The organism is Mycobacteroides sp. CBMA 271 (assembly GCF_009729205.1).
Classification (GTDB): Bacteria; Actinomycetota; Actinomycetes; order Mycobacteriales; family Mycobacteriaceae; genus Mycobacterium.
Genome location: NZ_VTHB01000006.1, coordinates 214,105 through 233,537 on the forward strand (window position 1 = coordinate 214,105; position 19,433 = coordinate 233,537).

The following is a 19,433-nucleotide window of genomic DNA, read 5'->3' on the forward strand; positions in this document are numbered from 1 at the left end:
GGGTTGAATCTTTGACCCGACCTGCCTAATCTATATCTGGTACGGAGCGTAGCCAAATAATCGTCATTGTCTTGTGGAGGGAGCGCATCGTGGGAAGACACAACGTTCGCTCCGTCTTGGACGAGGTGTCCCGTGCGCTCCCACATTCGGACCTCGGCACCGCTGCGCCGCCACACCTGACGGGCTGGAGCTCCGATTTCGTCTGGGCTGTCGAAGTCGCCGAGACGACCTCCATCGTGACCGACCCCGATTTCGTCCCGACGCCGCCGCCCTGGTTCAGGGCCTGACCGGTCCCAGCAGTCGATTCAAGTATGTGCCGCTGAACATGCCCTCGGGGTCCAGCCGCGCGCGCACGTCCTGGAACGTCTGCCATTCCGGATACCGCACGCTTAGCTGCTCCGCAGTCAGTGTGTGCCGCTTACCCCAATGCGGGCGACCTTCTAGCCCGACGAGGATGGGCTCGAGGTCCCGGAAGTACGGCTCCCACTGGCCGTGAATCGTTTGGTGCACAGCAAGATACGCGCTTTCACGCCCGTAGGCCGGCGCCAGCAGTGCATCGTCGGCCTGCGTGAAGCGCACCTCCAGGGGGAACGCCACCCGATGACGATTCTGTTCGATGGCGGTCAGCACGGTCTCGATGGCCTCGCCGGCATTTTCCAGCGGAAGCGAATACTCCATCTCGGTGAACTTCACCTTGCGAGGGCTCGCAAACACCGAGGCGCTCTCATCTTGTGACTCATTGGAACCCGCCAGGGCCGCAACAAATTTAGATATCCGGGGGGCCGCCGACGGCACGCGCCCGGCCGCCCACATCAAGGCGCCGAGCGCGCCGTTTTCCACCAGGTCGCGCTCCACCCAGTGTTTCACCGGGTGGCTGGGCCACGGATCCTCATCGGTGCGCTTCGACTGCAGCAGCAGCACCCGCCGCGTATGTGGAAACAGATACAGCTCAAGGTGATCGGTGCCCGCGAGTAATGCGGGTAGGTCGGCCAGCGCGGAATCCAGGTCGCGCACCGACTGGCGGCGGTGCAGCCGGAAGGACGGCACACACTGCAGGGTGAGCTCGGTGACCACACCCAGTGCACCCAGCGAGATCCGCGCTGCGCGCAGCTCGTCACCGCCCGAGATCTCGTGAATCGTGCCGTCGGCGGCCATGATTCGCATGGACACGATGGTCTGCGAGATATTGCCGAACCCCAGGCCCGTGCCGTGCGTGCCGGTGGCAGCCGCCCCCGCGAGCGTCTGGGTGTCGATATCGCCGAGATTGGGCAGCGCCAGCCCCCGGCGCAACAGCTTGCGATTGAGATCGTGCAGGGTGATGCCGGCCTGCACCCGTACCCGGTCCTGCCCATCCACCGAGATCAGCTGACGCAATGCCGAGAGGTCAATCTGCACACCGTCGGTGACGCACAGCTCGGTGAAGGAATGCGATGAGCCGATCGGCCGCACCGATCGCCCGGCCGACCGTTTCAGGGCGAACGCCAGCTCTTCCTCGGACTGCGGACGGGCGACCAGTGCTGGGGTACAAGAAGTTTGACCACTCCAGTTCTGCCAGGCGGTCACAGAAACATCATTCCCTCGCCGCGGTAGGTGGGCACCGATCCGGCGTGCTGGCCGCCCTCGACGAGCTGCAGTTCGGTGAAATGCTCGCAGAGCTCACCGGCCTTCGCATGCCGGAACCACACCACATCGCCGATCTGCAGTGCTCGGGCCCCGCGCAGCGGAGTCTGCACTTCCCCGGCACCCTCGGACAGTTCGAAGGACAAACCCGTCGGCCACGACGGGACCGGAACGCGGCTTGCCCCGGTCGGCCCGCTGGCGATGTACCCGCCACCGAGAACCGTGGCCAGCTCCGGTGCCGGCTTGCGCACTACCGGCAGCGCGAACGCGGCGGCTGGGTCCAGATGCAGGCTGCGGTAGTTGTCGAAGAGCGCCGGGGCGAAGAAGCCCGATCCGGCGGCCAGTTCAGTGGCGAAACCCAGTCCCGCGATACGGGCCAGGCTGCCGGTGCCGCCGGAGTTCACCAACTCCAGCGGCGGCGCCCCGGCGGCACGCAGCCGCGCGGTCACCGCGTCCAGCACCTTGGGGAGACGCTCGCCGAGCTCGCGCAGCGAGGACGCCTGCATGCCGCGAACAGCCAACTGGTACCAGGGATTTCCCGGGACGATATCGCCGACTCCGGCGATCTGCCCGTCATAGGACATCACCGCCGCCAGCCGTAGCCCGGGCGTGGCGCACACGAGATCGGTGAGTGCCGCGGCCTGCTCTGGGGTGCGTACCGGCGAGCGCTTCGGTCCCAGGTGCACCGGGCCATTGAGCGGTCGCCACCCGGCGTCGATATCGAGGCAGACCGGGATGGGCGCGTTGGTTTCCTCTGCGACGGACGCCAGTAAGCGCACGTGATCGGGCGAATCGATCAAGGGCCGAATGACGGAGCGATGCCGGGCCGCCATCGCCAGTGCGCCACGGTCGACGCTGGGGTAGGCGATCAGCAGGTCATCGACGCCGGCGTCAGCCAGATGCACGGCCTCGGCCGGCGTGAAGGCCAGTACCCCGTGAAACCCAGGTATCTCTAAGAACTTCCGGATGAGTGCGGTGCTGCGTATCGACTTGCTCGCTACCCGGATGGGTAACCCGGAGGCCGCGGCGACCAACGCCGCGGCGTTGGCGCGTGCCGCATCCATATCGACGGCGGCCAGCGGCGCGGGTGCCCCGGGCAGTGCTTCCGCCAGCCGTCGCACCGACATCAGGAAGGAACCACGACGACGCCGTCATGGTCGGCGTAACAGATCGCGCCCGGGATAAAGTCGATGCCGCCGAAGCTCACGACGATATCGCGTTCCCCGGCACCGGTTTTGGTGCCCTTTCGGGGATTGGTGCCAAGGGCCTTGATGCCAATATCCATGGTTGCCAGGGTGGCACTATCGCGAACCACCCCGTTGATGACCAGGCCAGACCAGCCACTGTCAACGGCGATCCCGGCGATGATGTCGCCGACGAGGGCGCAGTGCATCGAGGCACCGCCGTCGATCACCAACACGCCACCCGAACTTGGCTCCGACAGCATGGATTTCAGCAGTGCGTTGTCGTGATGGCAGCGCACCGTGGTGATCACTCCGGCGAACACCGACCGCGCGCCGAACTGGGTGAGCTGAAGATCGCAACTGGCCATGTCGATCCCCAGCTCGTCTCCCAGGTCGGCGGTCGGGCGGGGCGTGATCGGTCCGGTGCTCATACACCGAGCTTATTCGGCGCGCGCTACGTCGTGGCGGCAGTGTCGTGCGAGGCAATCACAACATCGTGCAGCCACTGCGCCAGGCCAGGCTCGGCATCGTCGTGGTACGCCCGGAACCGGTCGTCCGCGACGTACATCTGTGCAAGACACACCTGCATCTCCGCTGTGCAGTCGTAGTACGTCTCGATTCCGAGGCGGTGCGCCTCGGCCAGCGCGTTGGCCCGCTGCGATCCGGCTTCGATCCCCTCGCGTTTGGCCGCCGCGAGGTCGGCAAGCAGCCGGTCGCTCTCGGTCTTGATCCGGATCCAGTCCGCCTTGGTGGTGCCGCACCAGAAATCGCTGAACGATAGCTTCGAGAAAAACTCGCCCAACAAGGGAGATTCGTTCGACTTGGGCACGTATCTGGATGGCTACGTGTACACCGGGGACTACCTAAACAAGGGCGACGGTCTCTGGCGTATCCCCGTCGATCCGAACGATCCGTCCAAGGCATTGGGTCCGGCCCAGGTCTATTGCACCGAATTCGATAGCCCCGTCCTGGTAGCGGGAAGCAAATTGAGTTTCAAAGGCTCGACGTGCGGTGTGGGAGCAGATTTCACTGCATGCATCGACACCACCAAGCGCGGGTTCGTATTGCGTCAGGACGGCAATAGCAGCGGCTTTTGATCGGGACCATGATCCTGAAAAAGCCCTCAGTGGCTGCGCACTCAACCGCCAGCGTGCACGGTCATCGTGTCACCAACGTCATGACTTAACACAACTAGCGGTTCCCAGCGGCTATATCTTGCTGGACGATTCGCCTCGGTCTCAGTAGCCGCCGCTCGTTATTTTCGACCGACGGTAGTTGCTGGACAAACTCCAGGTGCTGCCGATACAGTTGCTTCCAGCAAATTTTACTGGTGAGTCAGGCTGGGGGCAAGATGAGTGGCGTGCGTTTGATCGTGGTGGCAGCTGTTGCCGCGATACTGCTGCAGGTGGGGGCCGTGTCCGCAGCGGCAGATCCTGGTCGCTGTGATGCGGTGATCGCTGCGAAAGATCGAATGGGCCAGGCTACAGCGAATGATCATAGCGGCAATGACACCGCCGCCGTGGTCAAACGCTTCCGTAACCGGGCTGCGATTATCGAGCAAGCCGCACGAGAAACGACTGATCCGGAGATCAAGGCAGAAGCGCAGCACACCGCGGACACGATCAACCGGGCGGCCGATTACTTCGGTGCCCGCCAGTTCGACGACCTGCAGGTGCTGATCGAAAACTGCGACGGCGCCTGCCACGTTTGGAGTGAAACAGTCAGCTCCTTGGCCACCTTGTATGGCGACTGCGACGCTTGACTACAAGGTTCATGCCCCTTCGCGGAGCCAGTTGGCGGCATACCGAAATACTTCGATCTGGAAAGTGTGGGCTACACCGGATACCGGACCGCTCAACCCTTGGACAGTTGAGCTGGCCTTCATTTCAATCCCCTTTGATGCCTAGGAAACAGCCGTAACAGCAAGCAACCGAAGGAATTTCAGAATATGGCGATTGTCTTGAGATCTAGCGGGCGTAGCGTCAGAATCCTGCTCGTGTTCTGTGCGGTGGGTTTTGCTTCGTTGACACCGCTGAGTGTGCCGCCGGACGCGGGTGCGGCACCGTATGTTTCGGACATCGACGCTCTGATTGATGACAGCGGTCCGCTGCCCGCCGATTCCACAGACCTCATGCAGACACCCGATTTCGTGTTCACGACTTCGACCGGTGTTGTCTGCAGAAAGAGTGTTATTGGCAAGGTCGCACCCAGCGTGAGCTGTGCGGGCTTCACCCCGCGCCCGAGCACGGCACCACCGGGCACCCGCGGTGTGACCGTGCAGGGGTATTACGCCGCGGGAGACGGGCCGGCCCGGTACCTCTCAACTCCACCCGATGTCACCGGCGGCCAACCGCCAGTCCTGCTGCCTGAAGGCCACAAAATCGTGTTCTGGGCATTTTCCAATCAACAGTCCCTGGTGTGTGGAGTACCACAACGATCTGAGCTGGTATGCCTGCTTAAAGCGTCAACAGAACGGGATACCACCGGCCCAGAAGTGACCCACGGCTTTGTGATCTCAACAGTCGACCCCGACGGCGTTTTCTGAACAAGCCCGTTCTCGCCGGGGCGGCAGCCATGTCTCACCCCGGCGCATCCGCGCCTCCTCAGTTGCACTCTTCCATTTCGTGGCTCGCGCACGTTGATCAATAGCTCAGAGAGCAGAGCGCTACCGTCGACGCGCACTTCAACGGGTCGCAACTTGACGGAAAACGATCACAGCCCAACGGCGTTCGCGAACGCGGTTATCGAGAAGACCGACACAAGGTCCACATAGCGCTGTGTTCGCAATAGCGGGAACATTCTGCGGGCGAATAGAAGTCGTCGCCGCTGTCATAGCGGACCTGCAGATAACCGGTCCACGATGAGGCAGAAAGCACGGCGGGAGAAATCCGCGTGACCTCAACTACGCGTGTTGTCTACCTGCAGATCCCGCGGAAGCACCCAGTGACCAGCATTCCCGAACCGCTCGTTGAGCCTCGATACAAATCTGGATCGGGGCCGCATACCCAGCTTTCTCGACACCAACCGTCAGAGCCGCGGCAAGCAGCATCCTTGCTCGAATACGATGCCTAACCGAACACTGCGAGAGCGCAACTGGCACTTGGCTTCCAGCCAGTACGGTGATGTCGAACGTTCACCAAGACCCCATACATACCCGTCTGGAACATACCCCTCAGATATGCACTACACAGGACATGAACGCCTTTCTGAGGTGCATCAGGACACATCTCACCCCTACGAAATCATAAGGACGCCGTACTCATGAGGACACCGTGCGGCCTCCCGTGCCGTGAGGGTCAAGCCCTTTTCGCGGTAGGGATTACTCCGATTCGACGGAATCCTCGCGATGACGACGGCGTCGCAGCAGCAACAGCACCAGGATCGTGAATGCGGCGCCAAGCGCGATCTTCACGTTCGGCGCTTGACGGCCGCGTTCGAGTGCGGGGCCGGGAATCGGCGGTGGGGCTGTGTCGACATTCGACTTCGCCTTCGCGGCAGCTTCCTTGGCCGCTGCCGCGAGATCAGGCTGCGCCGGCTCAGGCGTAGGTATCACGGGGGGAGCCGCGGGTTTAGGGGCTTCGGCGGCGGGCTTCGGCGCGGGCGGGGGTTGCGGGGCCGCTACGGGCTTGGCCGCAGGGGTCGCTTGGGGCTTGGGTGCAGCTGGAGTCGACTCGGCCGCCGGCGCAGGCGTGGGAGCCGGTGTTGCCGCCGGCGGCGGTGTGGGCTTGTGGGCCTCGACCGCAGGTGCCTGGGCCGGCTTCGGGCCCGGCTCGGCCGTGGGACCGGACTTGGGAGGTGCCGACGAGCCGGCCCGCTTGGCGGGTGCGCGTTTGGCGGCCGGACGTTTGGCCGCCTTCGCTGGCCGCGAGGGGGGCGCGGGCTTGGGTGCCTCGCCGGCGGCGGGCTTCTCCGGTGTCGGGTTGGGCTCGTTAGCCGAATTGTCCTGGTCCGCCATGCGCCTGCTCCTTCGCAAGTTTTGGTCGTCTGGTTCGTCCTCGGGGGAAACCGTGACCGCTCGCGGCCACGATGGGCGGCTCATACCCGAAGGCTTGCCGCCCCGCCGTTGTCCATCATGCCGTCACGGCGAGAAAAGGCCAGTCGTGGGCCCGCAGAGGGCTCGTAAATCACGACTGGCGACGCTGTGTCCAGATGAGCGCGGCACCCACCGAAACCACCACAGCCACGACAAACGGCCACATGGGCATCTCGCCGTCGGTCGTGTTCGCCGGGGTAGACGCGGCTGTTGCTGACGGCTGCTGAGACGCCGTCGGGGCTGCCGCGGAGGCCGGTGCTCCCGATGCGGTGATGGTGAACGGCCACGATCCGTCGACCGGATGACCGTCCTCGGAGATCACCCGGAAGTTCACCGCGTACTTCCCGGCGGGGGCCGTGGACTTCATCCCCACCGAAATCGTCGCGCCAGAAACCACCGGGTCGCCGGACTGCCACTGATCGGTCTTGCCGTCGGGGCCGATGATCGTGATCGCCGCGAAACGCTTCTGGAGCGGCTCATTGAAGGTGGCACTGACCTGGGCAGGAGGCCCGGACAACACCGCGTTCTCGCCTGGATCTGAGGACACCTTGACCGCGTGCGCCGACGCGATACCCGGCAAAGCCAGGCTCAACGCCAGCGCGATGAACGCCGAGATGACTAGCGACGCCGACTTATGCAGAACTCTCATCACTGTTGCCTCCGTCGATTCGTCAGCGTCAACGCAAGCGCGACGGCGCCGAGGACCAGACCGATCCCGCCGAACCAGCGTGCGGTCTTGTCAGGGTGAGCTCCGGAGTTTCCGGACTCATGCATTGCCGACACCTGGGGCCCGTGCGCCGAGTGGCCATCGTGGTCGGCCTTTCCCTGCGTCAGATCGAGCGTGGGCGCCGGGTGTTTGGGTTCGTCCCCACCGGGCTGCGCCAGCTGATCCCACGTAACGACCGTGCCGTCGGCGTAGGTCTGTGTCGCCGGGAAGCTCACCGAGTCGGTGTCGGGCAGTTTGACGCGCACCCGGAACAACGCGAACTGATCGGGCCCAATGCCGTTACCGGCCACGGCCTTCCACGTCACCGACCGGACGGTGCCCTTTGCGGTGTCCCTATCGACCGCGCTGGTCCAGCCCGGCAGCAGCTCCGTGCTGGCCGAGCCGACGTCGGGCAACCGAACTGTCAGCTCGGTGGTCAGCGACTTCGCCTCGGACTCGTTGGGAACCGAGAACTCCAGCGTCGCGTAGCCGCCACGCGCGGTGTTATCCGTGGTCACCCGCACGTGGGCGGCAGCCGGGATGGCAAGCGCCAACAGTGCGGCGGCCGTCGTAGCCGTGGCCGTGAGTATCCGGGGAAATACGCGCATCGATTACCTCACTCCGAGTCGTGCCAGTAGGTCAGCGTCGATGCCGTCCAGTTCGCGGGCGATCGCAGCGTGCGCCGCGCGACGACGGGTGGGCGGCATGTGCTCGGCGGCACCCACCGCGGTACCCAACTCGTCCAGCCGGGCACGGACGGCCGACGTGAACTTCTTGTTCTCCGCGTCCTTGGGCGCTCTGTCCAGCACGGCCTGAACCGACTGCTCCGCACCCGCGATGCGCGCCGACAACTCCGCGCCGTATCCCGAGTACTGGCCGAGTTCGGCAAGCGGAATGCCGAGACGATCGGCCCGACGCTGATCCAGCACCCCGCGGATCGCGATGGCGCCCTTGTACAGCAGCGGCAGCAGAATGGGGGCCAGCAGCCGTACCACCGTCAACGTGCGTTTGATCCGCGTAGGGGACAACAGCTTGCCCTCGCGCACGGCCTTGAGCTGATCCTGGGCGATCAGCCGCTGCGCCTTCAACGTCGCCAGCTCGGTCTTGCGCGTGTCACGCCGGGCGGCAGACTCCGAGCGCGCTTGCATATGCATCCGTCGACGGTCGTTTCGCGCCGCCAGCCTTGCTTCGAGCTTGGCCTTCGCCTTCAGCGCCTGAGCCTCGGCCCGTTTCGTCGAGCGGCTCTTGCGGCTGGTGAGTAGACCCATCCCAGCGGCCTCCGTTCATCGCGTTGCGAGTGTGGCGCTAACCCTAGCGCGCCGATCCGCGTCGGCCCCGTGCGGATAGGGCCGCATATTCCAGGGGTCGCACCGTGCACTGCAAAGATTCCCGATCGACCCCAGCGAAACATTGGCGACCACCATTCGGGCGGTACATAGGAAACATAGGGTGAAACAGCTCTCATCCGGGCCATAAAGTTGACCTGTGAGCAAATTCCCGGCATCCTGGTCGCCGTGGGGCGACATCGAGCAAAATCGACTGGGCGACGCCAGCGGCTGAAGTGTGCGTCCGCGCGCGCAGCTGTGGTGACCGTGCTCAGCTCGGGAACGCTGATGGGCGGATTCGGGGTTTTTGCCATCACCACGCCGGCGGCGGACGCTAAGCCGGGTGGTGGATCGGATAACGATCACGACCACAACGGTCTCGGCGGCGTCATCCACAAGATCACGGGCGGCCTGCTCGGCGGCGGCGTGGGGGGCGGCGGAGGCCCCGGCAGCGGCGGCACCCGGAACGCGCCTTCATCCCCGTCCTTCGGCAAGAGCCTGCACAGCGGGTCCGGTTCGGAGGGCGCCGCGGGCGGCCACTCCAGCGACTCGAAGGGCAGCGGCGGCGACAAGGGCGACAAGGACAAGGGTCCCGGCGCGAATGTCCCGAAGCCAGGCTCGGTGGGCTCCAGCGTCAAATCGTCCGACGACGCGCCGGGCACCGTCGGTCCGAGCACGCATACGCCCACCGGTACGGGGATCGGAGCGAATCTGCCGAACTCCGGCGGTCCCGCGGGCGTCCACACCGGTCCCACTACGAACTCCACCGCCACATCGACTGAAAAACCAAGTGGCACAACGGCCGAGACCGGCGAGCATACTGGCCCACCGGGTGCACTCGGCGTGTTGCCGCCCAAGACGGTGACCGCCACGACGCCCAAGACCGAGACCGCAACATCACCGCACACCCCGACCGCCTCGGGCGCGACTGCGGATGCACCCGCGGCAGGATCCACGCACACGGAGCACGAGACGACGTCCTCCGAGGAGCCCAAGGTTCCTGGCGTCACCATCAAGATGGGCGGGCGCACCATTGTCATTTGGAAGAAGCCGAGTGCCGGGGGCGGCACAACGCACACGCCCAATGGCGGAACGACTCACGACCACGAGTCCGGGGTTGACCACGAGCACGTGATTAACCTGCCCGGGCTTCCCGGCATCGGTGGGACCCCGAACGTTGACGCCCCTTCGGGTGGCGCGGCGGGAACGCGTACCCCGGGAGGAAACCCGGGCATCCACACCGGACCGGTGTCTCCGCCGTCCGCAACGTTGCCCAAGGCCCCGGCGGTCGCTATCGCGACACCGCCTGCGCCGCCGGTGATCGCCGCGCCGCCTCCGGTAGTGCCCCCGGCCCCGCCGGTCACCACCGTGCGACAGGCCGAAGGCGGTCGCGGCGGCGACGTCGTCGTCACCGCGGGCGGTGCCCGGCAGCCCGATGCCGTCGCAAAGCCGATCCAGCAGTACGTCGCGGCCGAAACGATCGCGCCGCGCACCGGCTACACCGACTATCTCCGGCTGACGAAGACGTCCGAGATCGCCGCGGTGGCCATTCCGGGTGCCGCCGGCATCGCGATGATGACCTTCATCGGAGCCGCGCTCGGATATCGGCAGGCCAAGGCCGGGCACACGGTTCGCGCCTCCGCTGCCGCCCGCTTCCTCGAATAGGGGAGAATCGATACAGCACCCCGTTAGGGGTCTGTCCGGGAAGGCACGCGAGGGGAGAGGCTCATGGGCGCAGGCCGTCGTGTGACGGATGCCGTCAATGCCGTTCTCGACCTGGCTCCGCGCAAGGGCGAGGTGACACTCACCGCACTCGTCGAGGCCGTTGGCCGCGATCGAGACCGGTCCATCGAGATCATCTCCGCGGACCTACCGTCCGGGGTGTGCGGCCAATGGCGCCAGTACGAGAACGAAGACATCTTCATCATCCAACGCGGCCTACCCACCTGGGACAGGACGCTCGCCCATGAACTCGGCCATGTGGTGCTGCGGCACGAGGGTATATCCGTTGTCGAAATGGCAAGGGACGAAGCGGAATTCGCAAGCGATGACCTCATTGCGTACATGCTGTCGCAGCGCACCGGTTGCATGGGTGCGGACGGCATGGAGGCTGAGCAGGAGGCTGAGGATTTCGCGGCGCTGCTGCTGTACCGGCTGGGCCGGTTGCCATCTGATCGTGCATCCATCGTTCAGGTGAGGCTCGGGGAGGCCTTTGGGTGATCGCCTGGGTTATTGCCGGGCTGCTGGGGATGGCGACGGGTCTGCGCATCGGGTGGGTACTTGTCCACAAACAATCCCCGGTGAGCACCGGAATGATCGTCGCGCTGGGAAGCCTGGCCTTGGTGTCGGCGCTGAACTGGGAGCCGCTGACGATGCTGGTGGACAGCTCGCTGGGCTGGCCCAACATTTCCGTGGCGGCGAGCCAGGCCGCGCTGACGGCCTGTGCGGCCGGCAGCTGCGTGATGATCACCAGCATGTCCGCAAGCCGAACGTCGGCCGCCAACAAGAGGTGGGCGCGCTGGCAGTACCTTGCCGCAGCCATCATCGCGGGCGCCAGTCTTGCCGTGTTCTTCTTCCGTGGACGGCAGCCCGAGCTGACACCTCGCGAATTCCTCAAGCACGACCTGGGTGGCTTCGCCTCCGGCACCGCCTGGCTGATTCCGATGCTGTACATCGCGGTGGCACTATCAGTGGTGCTGTGGGCCGGGATGGCCTACTCCAACCGCACCCGTCGGGGCCGCGCTCTGTTCCTCTTCACCGTAGGAATCAGCCTGCTGGTACTGGCCGTGCTGGTGGTGGCCGGTGTTGCGGTCGCCAATTCGGAGTATGTGACGATCGGTACCGCTGCCACGCTCATCGGTTGCGCGATGGCGCTGGTGGCGGTGGGGTCGCTACTTCCGACCTTCGAGACGTGGTTGGTGGCTCGGCGTGAGATGTTCGTGCTGGCACCGTTATTCAAAGACCTCCGGGAGCGTCAACCCGACGCCGCGATCGGGGTACGACCGCGCGGTCCGTTGGCATTCCAGGTTGCCGATCGGATGGCGTACATTTCCGATGCGCTCTTCTTGGAGGCCATGCACGCTCAGGGGCTTGACCCCGAATCGGAGGGCGACGGCGATATCGATCTCGGTGTGGAGCCGGTGAACCTCGATGTACCGCCCGATGCTCAGGCCCACGCGGTGGTGAGATGGGTTCTCACCGAAGGAGATCCGGAAGAGAATTTCCCGGGCCCAGAATGGCTACACCAGCCCGACGGATACTCCGACCGCGAATGGATTCTCGCGATCGCCTCTGAGTACCGCAGGCTGGTGCGTGCCGAACGTCATTCTTAAGTTGTGTACTGGTCACCACGTCCCCCGGCACCACCGCTCGAACTAACGGTGAACGCCAAACTGACCGGTCCTTCCCCGAGTGGACCGGCCAGACAAGCGGTAGAACTAGCTGTCGAGACCCTCTTTGCGACGGTATTCGTCGACGGCCTGAGTGATGCGATCCTGTGCCTCCGGGGACAGACCCACGGTGCGGGCGGCGATCCGGCGAACACCTTCGTCGCGCATGTTGGCGAGCCAGGTCAGCTCCTGATCGAGCTTCTCGTAGTACTCGTCATCGGTGAAGTACGCCGACTTGATCCGGAAGAAGTTGGCGAGTGCCTTCATGGTGGCCGAAGACGGGTTGGTGCGGTTACCCGATCGCAGCTGCGACAGGTACGGCGCGGACATCGTGATGCCCTCGGAACGCAGCGCCGCGATCACCTCGGCAGAGGTGTGTGGGCCGCGCCCGGGCGGGTACACGGTATCGAACAACCGATTCAAACGTGCGGTGAACGTGGTGCTCATCGAGCCTTACCTCCACAAACAGATGATGTTGCTAATTCGGGGGACGTATTTGCTGCCTATCGTAACCTTAGTTTTGCTTGTAGCCAAGCGCAACCATCAAGTTCGCCGACGGTGGACGCGGTGTTCGGTTATCCAAACCTGCTAGCTCGGGTACATCTGTGCAGCGTCCAATATTCACGACCATCTGGGAATCTTCGTTCCCAGGCAAATGATTGATGGATCCCCACGGCGACGGCCGGGAGGCCCCGGCATGAGCCGTGTGCGGTGCTCGCATTCGTTTCCTGTACCCACCGAGATCGGTACCCGGCTCTACAACCTGCAGGGTTGCTACTCGCACCGGCGCCGCAGTTCCTCAGCGCACGCCACGCTGACCTGGCACGATGTCATGACGGTGACGATAACGGCAGCTTGCGTTTATGGAGCGAATCGCCGCGCTGGGGTAACGGTCAAATACTGGAACATTGACCGCAAGTGTGCCCGCCAGCAGGGCATCCCCTCTGACCAGCGGTAAATCGACACCGATGGACTGTGAGGAAGATCACAGCAACCATAGTGGACCCGATGGCGGTCACAGCCACCCACCGCGGCCCGAGGGTGCCGTCCAGGGTCATCCAAAACCCGAAGATCGCGAAGAGCGCCGCGGCGATGTTCTGCGCAGATGCGACGGAAGCGAGCGATGCAGGAGGGCGCCGACGGCAATGGCGACCGCGTCAGCGCACACCGTGCCCGTCCTCGCGCCGAGCCACACGCCGTTCCGCTGATGGTCGCTGGCGAGTGCGACCGTGGCCAGCATCGTCTTGTCTCCAAGCTCCGCCAGAATGAATGAGGAAATGATCGCCAGGAAGGCGAAACGGGTCGTGCGGGCGGTCGCTGGTTCGCCGCCGTCGTTTGCGTTGTTCTCGCGTCACGTCCAGATCGCGAAGGCAAGGAACGCCAAACCCGCGCAGAAAGCGATGGGGCGCGTGCGGGGAGGATGGCCCCAAGGAAGTGTCCGACGGCGACGGAGAGGCTGTGCACCACCACCGAGGACGCCGTGATGCCGGCGAGCACCTCCACCACTGATAGCGAAGCGCGTAGCTCCTGGCCATCGGCTGGGAACGGTCGCCGAGCTCGGCAAGGAACACCACGCCAAAACTCACTGCTGCGGCCGACAACATTGTTGAGGGCATCGACTTCAGACCTTTCGGCAACGCCCAGGGCTAGTGTCCGGGCAGTTGCCGAGGGTCTCGCTCACCGAGTGTTTTCGGTCCGCCGGCCGGGCGCGTGGCGCCAGTATGTCGACCGCGCGATTGGGGGGCTACTCCCCTTCGATTACTTCGCCACCGTAGCGCCAGAAACGGAAAATGCCAGCGGGGGAGAAGGTTTCGGGTGTCCGAGAAGATTCTTAAGTATCGAGAAGGCGAAATGCTGTAATCCGTTATGCGGCAAGTAACATGGCCAATACGGCGGTGTCTGGATCGCTGATGGGGTCGATACCCACCCGGCTCACCACGGATGTCACCGTGCCGTCGGATTCGGCTTCTACCCAGGCCGCGCGGTGCTCTAGCCCCAGGTGCGGTAATCCAGGCAGGAGGAGGCAACCCGACGCCGCGCCGAGGCATTCAGGCAGCGAGGGGTTGGTCTCGGATGGGGGGTGAAGCATCAGTAGGGCCGGAGGTTGGTGGTCTGCGAAATATCCAGGGGTGATGGCTGATTCGCCGAGGACGGTGCCTTCTGCGAGGACAAGGCCAACCATGCCGGGTACCGGATCGTCGGGCAGGTCTTCTCGGGCCCCAAAAATCGTTGTGGTGGAGAGCAATCCAGGTACCGTGGCGATGCGCACCGTCACGATGAGCAGCTGCATCCATTCCTTGGTGGAATCGGGCCAGCGGCCGCACACCACGAATCCGCGGAGCGAGCCGCCGGCGTGGAAGGGCGCGATCTCGACCGGTCGATCCGAACTAGCCGTCATATCTGCCACGCTCGCAATCACTCTGACATGACCATCCACACTGCGCGACGCTGCTCACTTCAGAATTACCATGCGCGGAGTCGCCTCGCAATTGCTAGCGGACACGCCGCGAAAAGGCCCGACGGTATTCGCGCGAGCTGGGGACCTCAGCGCAGCGCTTGGGCCCCGGATTGTCACAAATCCGGGGCCCAAGCCAAGCCAGTGAGAATCAGCCGAAGATGAGACCCGAGGTCTTGGTGGTGGCGGCGGTGTACCGGTCCTGTACGTCGGCCCAGTTCACCACGTTCCAGAACGCCTTGACGTAGTCCGCCTTGACGTTCTTGTACTGCAGGTAGAAGGCGTGCTCCCACATGTCCACCTGGAGCAGCGGGATGATGCCCAGTGGAACGTTGGCCTGCTGGTCGTACAGCTGGAAGGTCAGCAGCTTCTGGCCCAGGCTGTCGTAGCCGAGCACTGCCCAGCCTGAACCTTGCAGGCCGTTGGCGGCGGCGGCGAACTGCGCCTGGAACTTGTCGAACGAACCGAACTGGTCGTCGATGGCGGCCGCCAGGTCACCGGTGGGCTTGTCGCCACCGTTGGGCGACAGGTTCTTCCACCAGATCGAGTGGTTCACGTGGCCGCCGAGGTGGAAGGCCAGGTTCTTTTCGTTGAGGAAGATCGCGGCGTGGTCGCCCTTCTCCCGGGCCTCTTCCAGCTTGGCGACTGCGGAATTGACGCCCGCCACATAGGCCGCGTGGTGCTTACTGTGGTGCAGCTCGTTGATCTGTCCCGAGATGTGGGGCTCCAGCGCTCCGTAGTCGTAGTCCAAATCGGGCAGTGTGTACTCAGCCACGAGATTCCTTTCCGCTTGCTTCGTATCCGCGAGTGCGGATCCACTCAATAGAAGGCACGGCCTATCCGGTTGCACCGGCATGCCGGCCTACAGATTCAACCCTGCTCTATTGCGCAACGCCTCGCAAGGACGCATGCATCCTCAATCGGGCACCCGATGTTGGGCCGGTGAAACGGGACGCCGGCAGTTCCAGCTAGATCAGGATGAGAAACGCGAGGCCAGCCGCAAGCACCAGAGCGATGAGAAGTGCGCGGAACGCGGCGACACGGTAAGAGGTGTTGTAGCAGCCGGGAGTTAGCTGCCAACCGGAAGTAGACATCGACTCGTGTCCTGCCGACCGTGCCGACATTGCCGCGCCTCCCTGCCATCCAGTGCAAGTACATTCACGGTGAGATGAGTCACAGCATCTCGCGTGTGACGGTCATCATAACTCCAAATCGCGATGCGTGAAAATTCACCCTGCATATTACTGGAAACCCCAGCTAGACCAGCAAATTCGGGTCGGCTGCAGGCGTACCATCGGGAACATGGCTTCTTGGATAGATGACGTTCGCGATCAGATTTTGGGGCGGCTCGAAACGGGGCTAGTGCCGGGAAAGTCGGCAATCGTCGAAGAGGGCGCGGCGCTGCCCGGGCGTACCACGCCCATTCGGATATCCGGCACGCACTTCGTCAACGGCCACGCGATGGTGCCGCCCTTCCCCGAGGGGCTGGAAACAGCGGTGTTTGGGGAGGGATGCTTCTGGGGAGCCGAGCGTGGCTTCTGGAACGTGCCGGGTGTCTATTCCACCGCGGTGGGATATGCCGGGGGCTACACCCCCAATCCCACCTATGAAGAGGTGTGCTCGGGCAGGACCGGGCACACCGAGGCCGTATTGGCGGTTTTCGACCCTCGCGAGGTCACGTACGAACAGCTGTTGGTGCAGTTCTGGGAGAGTCACGACCCCACCCAGGGCATGCGGCAGGGCAACGATCGCGGCACGCAGTACCGCTCAGTCATCTACACAACGAGCGAGGCTCAGGCGGTCGCGGCCGTCGAGAGTGCAGCGCGCTACGGTTCCGCCCTTGCGGGCGCTGGATACGGAGAAGTCACCACGGAGATAGCTCCGCTGGATGGGCCTATCGGACACGCGTCCCGACGCTTCTACTACGCCGAGGAGTATCACCAGCAGTACCTGGCGAAGAACCCGAATGGGTACTGCGGTCTCGGCGGGACGTCGGTCACCTGCCCCATAGGCCTGGATGTGCCACCCGGTGGTACAGCACAAGCGTGAGCTATCCCACGGCAACGGTTATGAATTCGCTAACTATGCACAGGCAGTGCTACGGTTCCCCGTCCCTAGCCCCGCTGGGTGCCTACACGGAGTCCTGGCCAGCGCAAATGCTAATAAGCAGCCTGTGGTTTGTGGATCAACCTGTGGATACTGTGGATAAGCCGACATTGCTGTGGCGTGGGTCACACTGCGAGAAGTTGCAGGGGCAGCTGCCGTCGGACCGATCGAGCGACAGGAATGGATGATGAACTTCCCTTCAGGTGATGAGGTTCCTCAGGTCGGCATCGAAGAGATCTCGGCTGCGCTGGATCTTGGTGTCAAGTTGCTTGACGTCCGCGAGGACGACGAGTGGGCGGCCGGCCATATCGACGGCGCGCAACATATACCGCTAGGCGATGTGCCGTCCCGGATGGACGAACTGGATTCAGATGCTCCGCTGTGGGTGATCTGCCACGCGGGGGGCCGTTCTCAGCGTGCCGCCGCCTACCTGAATCGCAACGGTTTCGACGTCAGCAACGTCTCTGGTGGCATGTTGGCCTGGGTACAGGCAGGTAAGCCGACTAGCAGCTGAGATTCTGGCGACCTGCCTCGGTGGTAAGCCGCGATGCACCACTCGCTGCAGGTTGCACCCTCAGGCCGTTACGCTGGACGAATGATCCAGGTGTGCTCCCGCTGCGGTACTCAGTGGAACGTGCGTGAGCAGCGTCGATACTGGTGCCCGCGGTGTAGGGGCACGCTCCTTGAGCCAGGAATGACCGCGCCGCCGCGTCCGCTTGCTCCGATGCCGCAGCCGCCTACGGCCGCTCAACCGCCAGGCGGAAAGTACTGGGTCCCGCCGACGCAGCAGGGTGCTGTGGCAACTCCGGCGGCGCGTCCCGCGGCGCGGCCCACGCGTCTCCCCAACGGGTACCGATGGATTGCCGTGCGCCCGGGCTCGCCCCCGACGACGGTGCGCCGGCGACGTCCGTTGGGCCCGACGCCGCGCTACGGATACATCCCGCGCTGGGGTCTGGTCGACCACATCGAGCCCGCCAGCTCGTCACGCCAAGGGATAGCCGGGGGTCATATCCCCAGCCGAGTACTCGACGGGCTCCTGCTCGCCACAATCATCACCCTGGCAATCGTTTCGTGTGCGCATTTCCTTCGATATGCGTTGATGGCTTACAACAGGGGAGCGCTGATCCCGCGGTTCGTCGCCAGCGCATCGAACCTGCTAGTGCTGGTCAACGTGGCGCTGGCCTTCGCGGTGATGGTGGCCACCGCGTGGTTCCTCACCGAATGGATGATCGCCCGGCGCGCCGAAACATACCGTGACCTGGGATTCGATGATCCGAGAGGCCGATCTGAGATTCGCGTGGGCTGCCTGCTGCCCTTCGTGAACATCCTGGGCGTCCCCCTGCTGCTCCTGGAGTTGGCCAAGATCGAGAACCGGTGGTATCGGCAGTACCGGAACATTGTCTGGTGGTCGATCCTGTGGGGCGCCACCTGGCTGCTGGTTCTGATCACCTGGGTGAGTCGCGATCCATGGACGGTGCAGGGAATCGCCGACAACGCATTGTTCACCGCCATCGACTACGCGATGGCGGCGGTTGCGGCGTGGTCGCTTCGACGGGTGTACCGGGGCTTCGTCGCGCCCGAAGGCCATCATCGCGCGGTGCGTTGGTTGGCGGTGGAATCGGTGCAGCGGCCAGTGCCGCTCGAAGCCGATCGACCGGATGTGCAGACGACACGCGAAGACAATTCCGGCGCTGCGGTTGAACCAGTGGGGCAGGAACCGGCAGCATTGGAGCGTGACCGAGTCGTCGGAGCCTGGTGATGAGCAGCACGCGCGAAGCGCTGACGGTGCCGAGGCGAGGTGGGGGCATGGGGCTGACCCCCAGCATCCATTCGTCGTAGCGCATCGAGGTGCCTCGGCCGATCGACCCGAGCACACCCTGGCCGCCTATGAACTCGCACTCGAGGAGGGCGCCGACGGGGTGGAGTGCGATGTCCGCCTGACGCGGGACGGACAATTGGTCTGCGTGCACGATCGCCGAGTGGACCGCACCTCCAACGGGACCGGGTTGGTCAGCGAGATGACGTTGAGTCAGCTGCGCGCGTTGGATTTCGGCGGCTGGCATCCGGGCGGTGCCGAGGCCGGAGCGGGTACGGGGCTGCTGACGCTGGAAGAGTTGGTGTCGCTAGTCCTCGACTGGAACCGCCCGGTGAAGCTGTTTATCGAAACCAAGCATCCGGTGCGCTATGGGTCGCTGGTGGAGAACAAGGTGCTCGCCCTGCTACACAGGTTCGGTATCGCCGCGCCGGCGTCTGCAGACATGTCGCGTGCAGTCGTCATGTCATTCTCAGCCGCCGCGGTATGGCGTATCCGCCGCGCCGCCCCGATGTTGCCCACCGTGCTGTTGGGAGAGACCTCCCGGTACCTCGGCGGCAGCGCGGCCACCACAGTGGGCGCTACCGCCGTAGGACCGTCCATCGCGACACTGCGTGAGCACCCGGAGCTGGTGGACAGGGCGGCCGCCCAGGGGCGCGCGACATACTGCTGGACCGTCGACCATTACGAGGACGTCGAGTTCTGCCGGAGCATTGGCGTCGCGTGGATCGCCACCAACCATCCCGGCCGCACCAAGGGATGGCTACAGCGAGGGCTGACCGGCACGGCGCTCTAACCGCGG

At 64.4% G+C, this 19,433-nt stretch carries 24 protein-coding genes; 11 read left to right on the forward strand and 13 right to left on the reverse strand.

Features of this window, described 5'->3' with window-relative positions:
• Positions 1–89 precede the first annotated feature (89 nt).
• A complete protein-coding gene (locus FZI91_RS17180; protein ID WP_155940289.1) occupies positions 90–287 on the forward strand; it encodes a hypothetical protein in 198 nt (65 codons plus the stop codon).
• Here FZI91_RS17180 and FZI91_RS17185 read toward each other — a convergent pair.
• Genes FZI91_RS17185 through FZI91_RS17200 form a run of 4 tightly spaced genes read right to left on the reverse strand, consistent with a single transcriptional unit; the run spans position 277 to position 3,606 of the window.
• Positions 277–1,563 carry a D-arabinono-1,4-lactone oxidase gene (locus FZI91_RS17185; RefSeq protein ID WP_162526184.1) on the reverse strand — a complete coding sequence of 429 codons (1,287 nt, stop codon included), beginning with the start codon at positions 1,561–1,563 and terminating at the stop codon, positions 277–279. The two genes, FZI91_RS17180 and FZI91_RS17185, sit on opposite strands and share 11 nt — an antisense overlap.
• Positions 1,560–2,747: an amino acid deaminase/aldolase gene (locus tag FZI91_RS17190; RefSeq protein ID WP_155940291.1), complete on the reverse strand. Its 1,188-nt coding sequence runs from the start codon at positions 2,745–2,747 to the stop codon at positions 1,560–1,562. The genes FZI91_RS17185 and FZI91_RS17190 overlap by 4 nt, the downstream gene beginning before the upstream one ends.
• Positions 2,747–3,235, reverse strand: coding sequence for a ribonuclease E activity regulator RraA (rraA, locus tag FZI91_RS17195; RefSeq protein WP_155940292.1), 489 nt, complete (start codon positions 3,233–3,235; stop codon positions 2,747–2,749). Before rraA ends, FZI91_RS17190 begins: the two co-directional genes overlap by 1 nt.
• Before the next feature lie 23 nt (positions 3,236–3,258).
• Positions 3,259–3,606, reverse strand: coding sequence for a TipAS antibiotic-recognition domain-containing protein (locus FZI91_RS17200; RefSeq protein WP_239001790.1), 348 nt, complete (start codon positions 3,604–3,606; stop codon positions 3,259–3,261).
• A gap of 19 nt (positions 3,607–3,625) precedes the next feature.
• Here FZI91_RS17200 and FZI91_RS17205 point away from each other — a divergent pair, with 19 nt between their 5' ends.
• From FZI91_RS17205 to FZI91_RS17215, 3 genes are all read left to right on the forward strand, one after another.
• The gene (locus FZI91_RS17205) at positions 3,626–3,901 is read left to right on the forward strand and encodes a hypothetical protein (protein WP_155940294.1); all 276 of its coding nucleotides are present in this window, start codon (positions 3,626–3,628) and stop codon (positions 3,899–3,901) included.
• Positions 3,902–4,164: 263 nt separating this feature from the next.
• Entirely contained in the window at positions 4,165–4,566 is a 402-nt protein-coding gene (locus FZI91_RS17210) for a hypothetical protein (RefSeq protein WP_155940295.1), read from the forward strand.
• A gap of 234 nt (positions 4,567–4,800) precedes the next feature.
• Positions 4,801–5,349: a hypothetical protein gene (locus FZI91_RS17215; protein WP_162526182.1), complete on the forward strand. Its 549-nt coding sequence runs from the start codon at positions 4,801–4,803 to the stop codon at positions 5,347–5,349.
• Between the two features lie 774 nt (positions 5,350–6,123).
• Here the strand turns inward: FZI91_RS17215 and FZI91_RS17220 are convergent.
• From FZI91_RS17220 to FZI91_RS17235, 4 genes are all read right to left on the reverse strand, one after another.
• Entirely contained in the window at positions 6,124–6,759 is a 636-nt protein-coding gene (locus tag FZI91_RS17220) for a hypothetical protein (RefSeq protein ID WP_155940297.1), read from the reverse strand.
• 169 nt (positions 6,760–6,928) lie between these two features.
• Entirely contained in the window at positions 6,929–7,486 is a 558-nt protein-coding gene (locus FZI91_RS17225; protein ID WP_155940298.1) for a copper resistance CopC family protein, read from the reverse strand.
• Positions 7,486–8,151, reverse strand: a complete 666-nt coding sequence (locus FZI91_RS17230) for a YcnI family protein (protein ID WP_155940299.1) — start codon at positions 8,149–8,151, stop codon at positions 7,486–7,488. Before FZI91_RS17230 ends, FZI91_RS17225 begins: the two co-directional genes overlap by 1 nt.
• A 3-nt stretch (positions 8,152–8,154) precedes the next feature.
• Positions 8,155–8,811 (reverse strand): DUF6474 family protein, encoded by a 657-nt coding sequence (locus FZI91_RS17235; protein WP_155940300.1) that lies wholly within the window; start codon positions 8,809–8,811, stop codon positions 8,155–8,157.
• Between the two features lie 315 nt (positions 8,812–9,126).
• On the opposite strand from FZI91_RS17235, the gene FZI91_RS17240 reads away from it, so the two are divergent.
• From FZI91_RS17240 to FZI91_RS17250, 3 genes are all read left to right on the forward strand, one after another.
• Positions 9,127–10,533 (forward strand): hypothetical protein, encoded by a 1,407-nt coding sequence (locus FZI91_RS17240; protein ID WP_162526203.1) that lies wholly within the window; start codon positions 9,127–9,129, stop codon positions 10,531–10,533.
• Positions 10,534–10,596: 63 nt separating this feature from the next.
• Positions 10,597–11,088 (forward strand): ImmA/IrrE family metallo-endopeptidase, encoded by a 492-nt coding sequence (locus tag FZI91_RS17245; protein WP_155940302.1) that lies wholly within the window; start codon positions 10,597–10,599, stop codon positions 11,086–11,088.
• Positions 11,085–12,200: a hypothetical protein gene (locus FZI91_RS17250; protein WP_162526181.1), complete on the forward strand. Its 1,116-nt coding sequence runs from the start codon at positions 11,085–11,087 to the stop codon at positions 12,198–12,200. Before FZI91_RS17245 ends, FZI91_RS17250 begins: the two co-directional genes overlap by 4 nt.
• A 105-nt stretch (positions 12,201–12,305) precedes the next feature.
• On the opposite strand, the gene FZI91_RS17255 is transcribed toward FZI91_RS17250, so the two are convergent.
• From FZI91_RS17255 to FZI91_RS17280, 5 genes are all read right to left on the reverse strand, one after another.
• Complete coding sequence (locus FZI91_RS17255; protein ID WP_155940303.1) at positions 12,306–12,704, reverse strand: transcriptional regulator; 399 nt, start codon at positions 12,702–12,704, stop codon at positions 12,306–12,308.
• A 607-nt stretch (positions 12,705–13,311) separates the two neighbouring features.
• Positions 13,312–13,497, reverse strand: a complete 186-nt coding sequence (locus FZI91_RS24345) for a TMEM165/GDT1 family protein (protein WP_155940304.1) — start codon at positions 13,495–13,497, stop codon at positions 13,312–13,314.
• A 624-nt stretch (positions 13,498–14,121) separates the two neighbouring features.
• The gene (locus FZI91_RS17270; RefSeq protein ID WP_155940306.1) at positions 14,122–14,655 is read right to left on the reverse strand and encodes a peptidase; all 534 of its coding nucleotides are present in this window, start codon (positions 14,653–14,655) and stop codon (positions 14,122–14,124) included.
• A gap of 208 nt (positions 14,656–14,863) precedes the next feature.
• Positions 14,864–15,487 (reverse strand): superoxide dismutase, encoded by a 624-nt coding sequence (locus FZI91_RS17275; protein WP_162526180.1) that lies wholly within the window; start codon positions 15,485–15,487, stop codon positions 14,864–14,866.
• Between the two features lie 193 nt (positions 15,488–15,680).
• A complete protein-coding gene (locus FZI91_RS17280; RefSeq protein WP_155940308.1) occupies positions 15,681–15,836 on the reverse strand; it encodes a hypothetical protein in 156 nt (51 codons plus the stop codon).
• Between the two features lie 190 nt (positions 15,837–16,026).
• Here FZI91_RS17280 and msrA point away from each other — a divergent pair, with 190 nt between their 5' ends.
• The 4 genes from msrA to FZI91_RS17300 all read left to right on the forward strand — a co-directional run bounded on the left by msrA (position 16,027) and on the right by FZI91_RS17300 (position 19,427).
• Positions 16,027–16,761 carry a peptide-methionine (S)-S-oxide reductase MsrA gene (gene msrA, locus FZI91_RS17285; protein ID WP_162526202.1) on the forward strand — a complete coding sequence of 245 codons (735 nt, stop codon included), beginning with the start codon at positions 16,027–16,029 and terminating at the stop codon, positions 16,759–16,761.
• A gap of 244 nt (positions 16,762–17,005) precedes the next feature.
• Complete coding sequence (locus FZI91_RS17290; RefSeq protein WP_155940481.1) at positions 17,006–17,332, forward strand: rhodanese-like domain-containing protein; 327 nt, start codon at positions 17,006–17,008, stop codon at positions 17,330–17,332.
• A gap of 210 nt (positions 17,333–17,542) precedes the next feature.
• The gene (locus tag FZI91_RS23850; protein ID WP_239001789.1) at positions 17,543–18,577 is read left to right on the forward strand and encodes a DUF4328 domain-containing protein; all 1,035 of its coding nucleotides are present in this window, start codon (positions 17,543–17,545) and stop codon (positions 18,575–18,577) included.
• Positions 18,552–19,427, forward strand: coding sequence for a glycerophosphodiester phosphodiesterase (locus FZI91_RS17300; protein ID WP_162526179.1), 876 nt, complete (start codon positions 18,552–18,554; stop codon positions 19,425–19,427). Before FZI91_RS23850 ends, FZI91_RS17300 begins: the two co-directional genes overlap by 26 nt.
• Positions 19,428–19,433: the final 6 nt, after the last annotated feature.

Coding starts and splice junctions, on each gene's coding strand:
- FZI91_RS17255 (WP_155940303.1), bottom strand. CDS start 12,704: ATGAGCACCACGTTCACCGCACGTTTGAATCGGTTGTTCGATACCGTG.
- FZI91_RS17280 (WP_155940308.1), bottom strand. CDS start 15,836: ATGTCGGCACGGTCGGCAGGACACGAGTCGATGTCTACTTCCGGTTGG.
- FZI91_RS17245 (WP_155940302.1), top strand. CDS start 10,597: ATGGGCGCAGGCCGTCGTGTGACGGATGCCGTCAATGCCGTTCTCGAC.
- FZI91_RS17225 (WP_155940298.1), bottom strand. CDS start 7,486: ATGAGAGTTCTGCATAAGTCGGCGTCGCTAGTCATCTCGGCGTTCATC.
- FZI91_RS17290 (WP_155940481.1), top strand. CDS start 17,006: ATGAACTTCCCTTCAGGTGATGAGGTTCCTCAGGTCGGCATCGAAGAG.
- rraA (WP_155940292.1), bottom strand. CDS start 3,235: ATGAGCACCGGACCGATCACGCCCCGCCCGACCGCCGACCTGGGAGAC.
- FZI91_RS17270 (WP_155940306.1), bottom strand. CDS start 14,655: ATGACGGCTAGTTCGGATCGACCGGTCGAGATCGCGCCCTTCCACGCC.
- FZI91_RS23850 (WP_239001789.1), top strand. CDS start 17,543: ATGCCGCAGCCGCCTACGGCCGCTCAACCGCCAGGCGGAAAGTACTGG.
- FZI91_RS17230 (WP_155940299.1), bottom strand. CDS start 8,151: ATGCGCGTATTTCCCCGGATACTCACGGCCACGGCTACGACGGCCGCC.
- FZI91_RS17190 (WP_155940291.1), bottom strand. CDS start 2,747: ATGTCGGTGCGACGGCTGGCGGAAGCACTGCCCGGGGCACCCGCGCCG.
- FZI91_RS24345 (WP_155940304.1), bottom strand. CDS start 13,497: ATGCTGGCCACGGTCGCACTCGCCAGCGACCATCAGCGGAACGGCGTG.
- FZI91_RS17235 (WP_155940300.1), bottom strand. CDS start 8,811: ATGGGTCTACTCACCAGCCGCAAGAGCCGCTCGACGAAACGGGCCGAG.
- FZI91_RS17220 (WP_155940297.1), bottom strand. CDS start 6,759: ATGGCGGACCAGGACAATTCGGCTAACGAGCCCAACCCGACACCGGAG.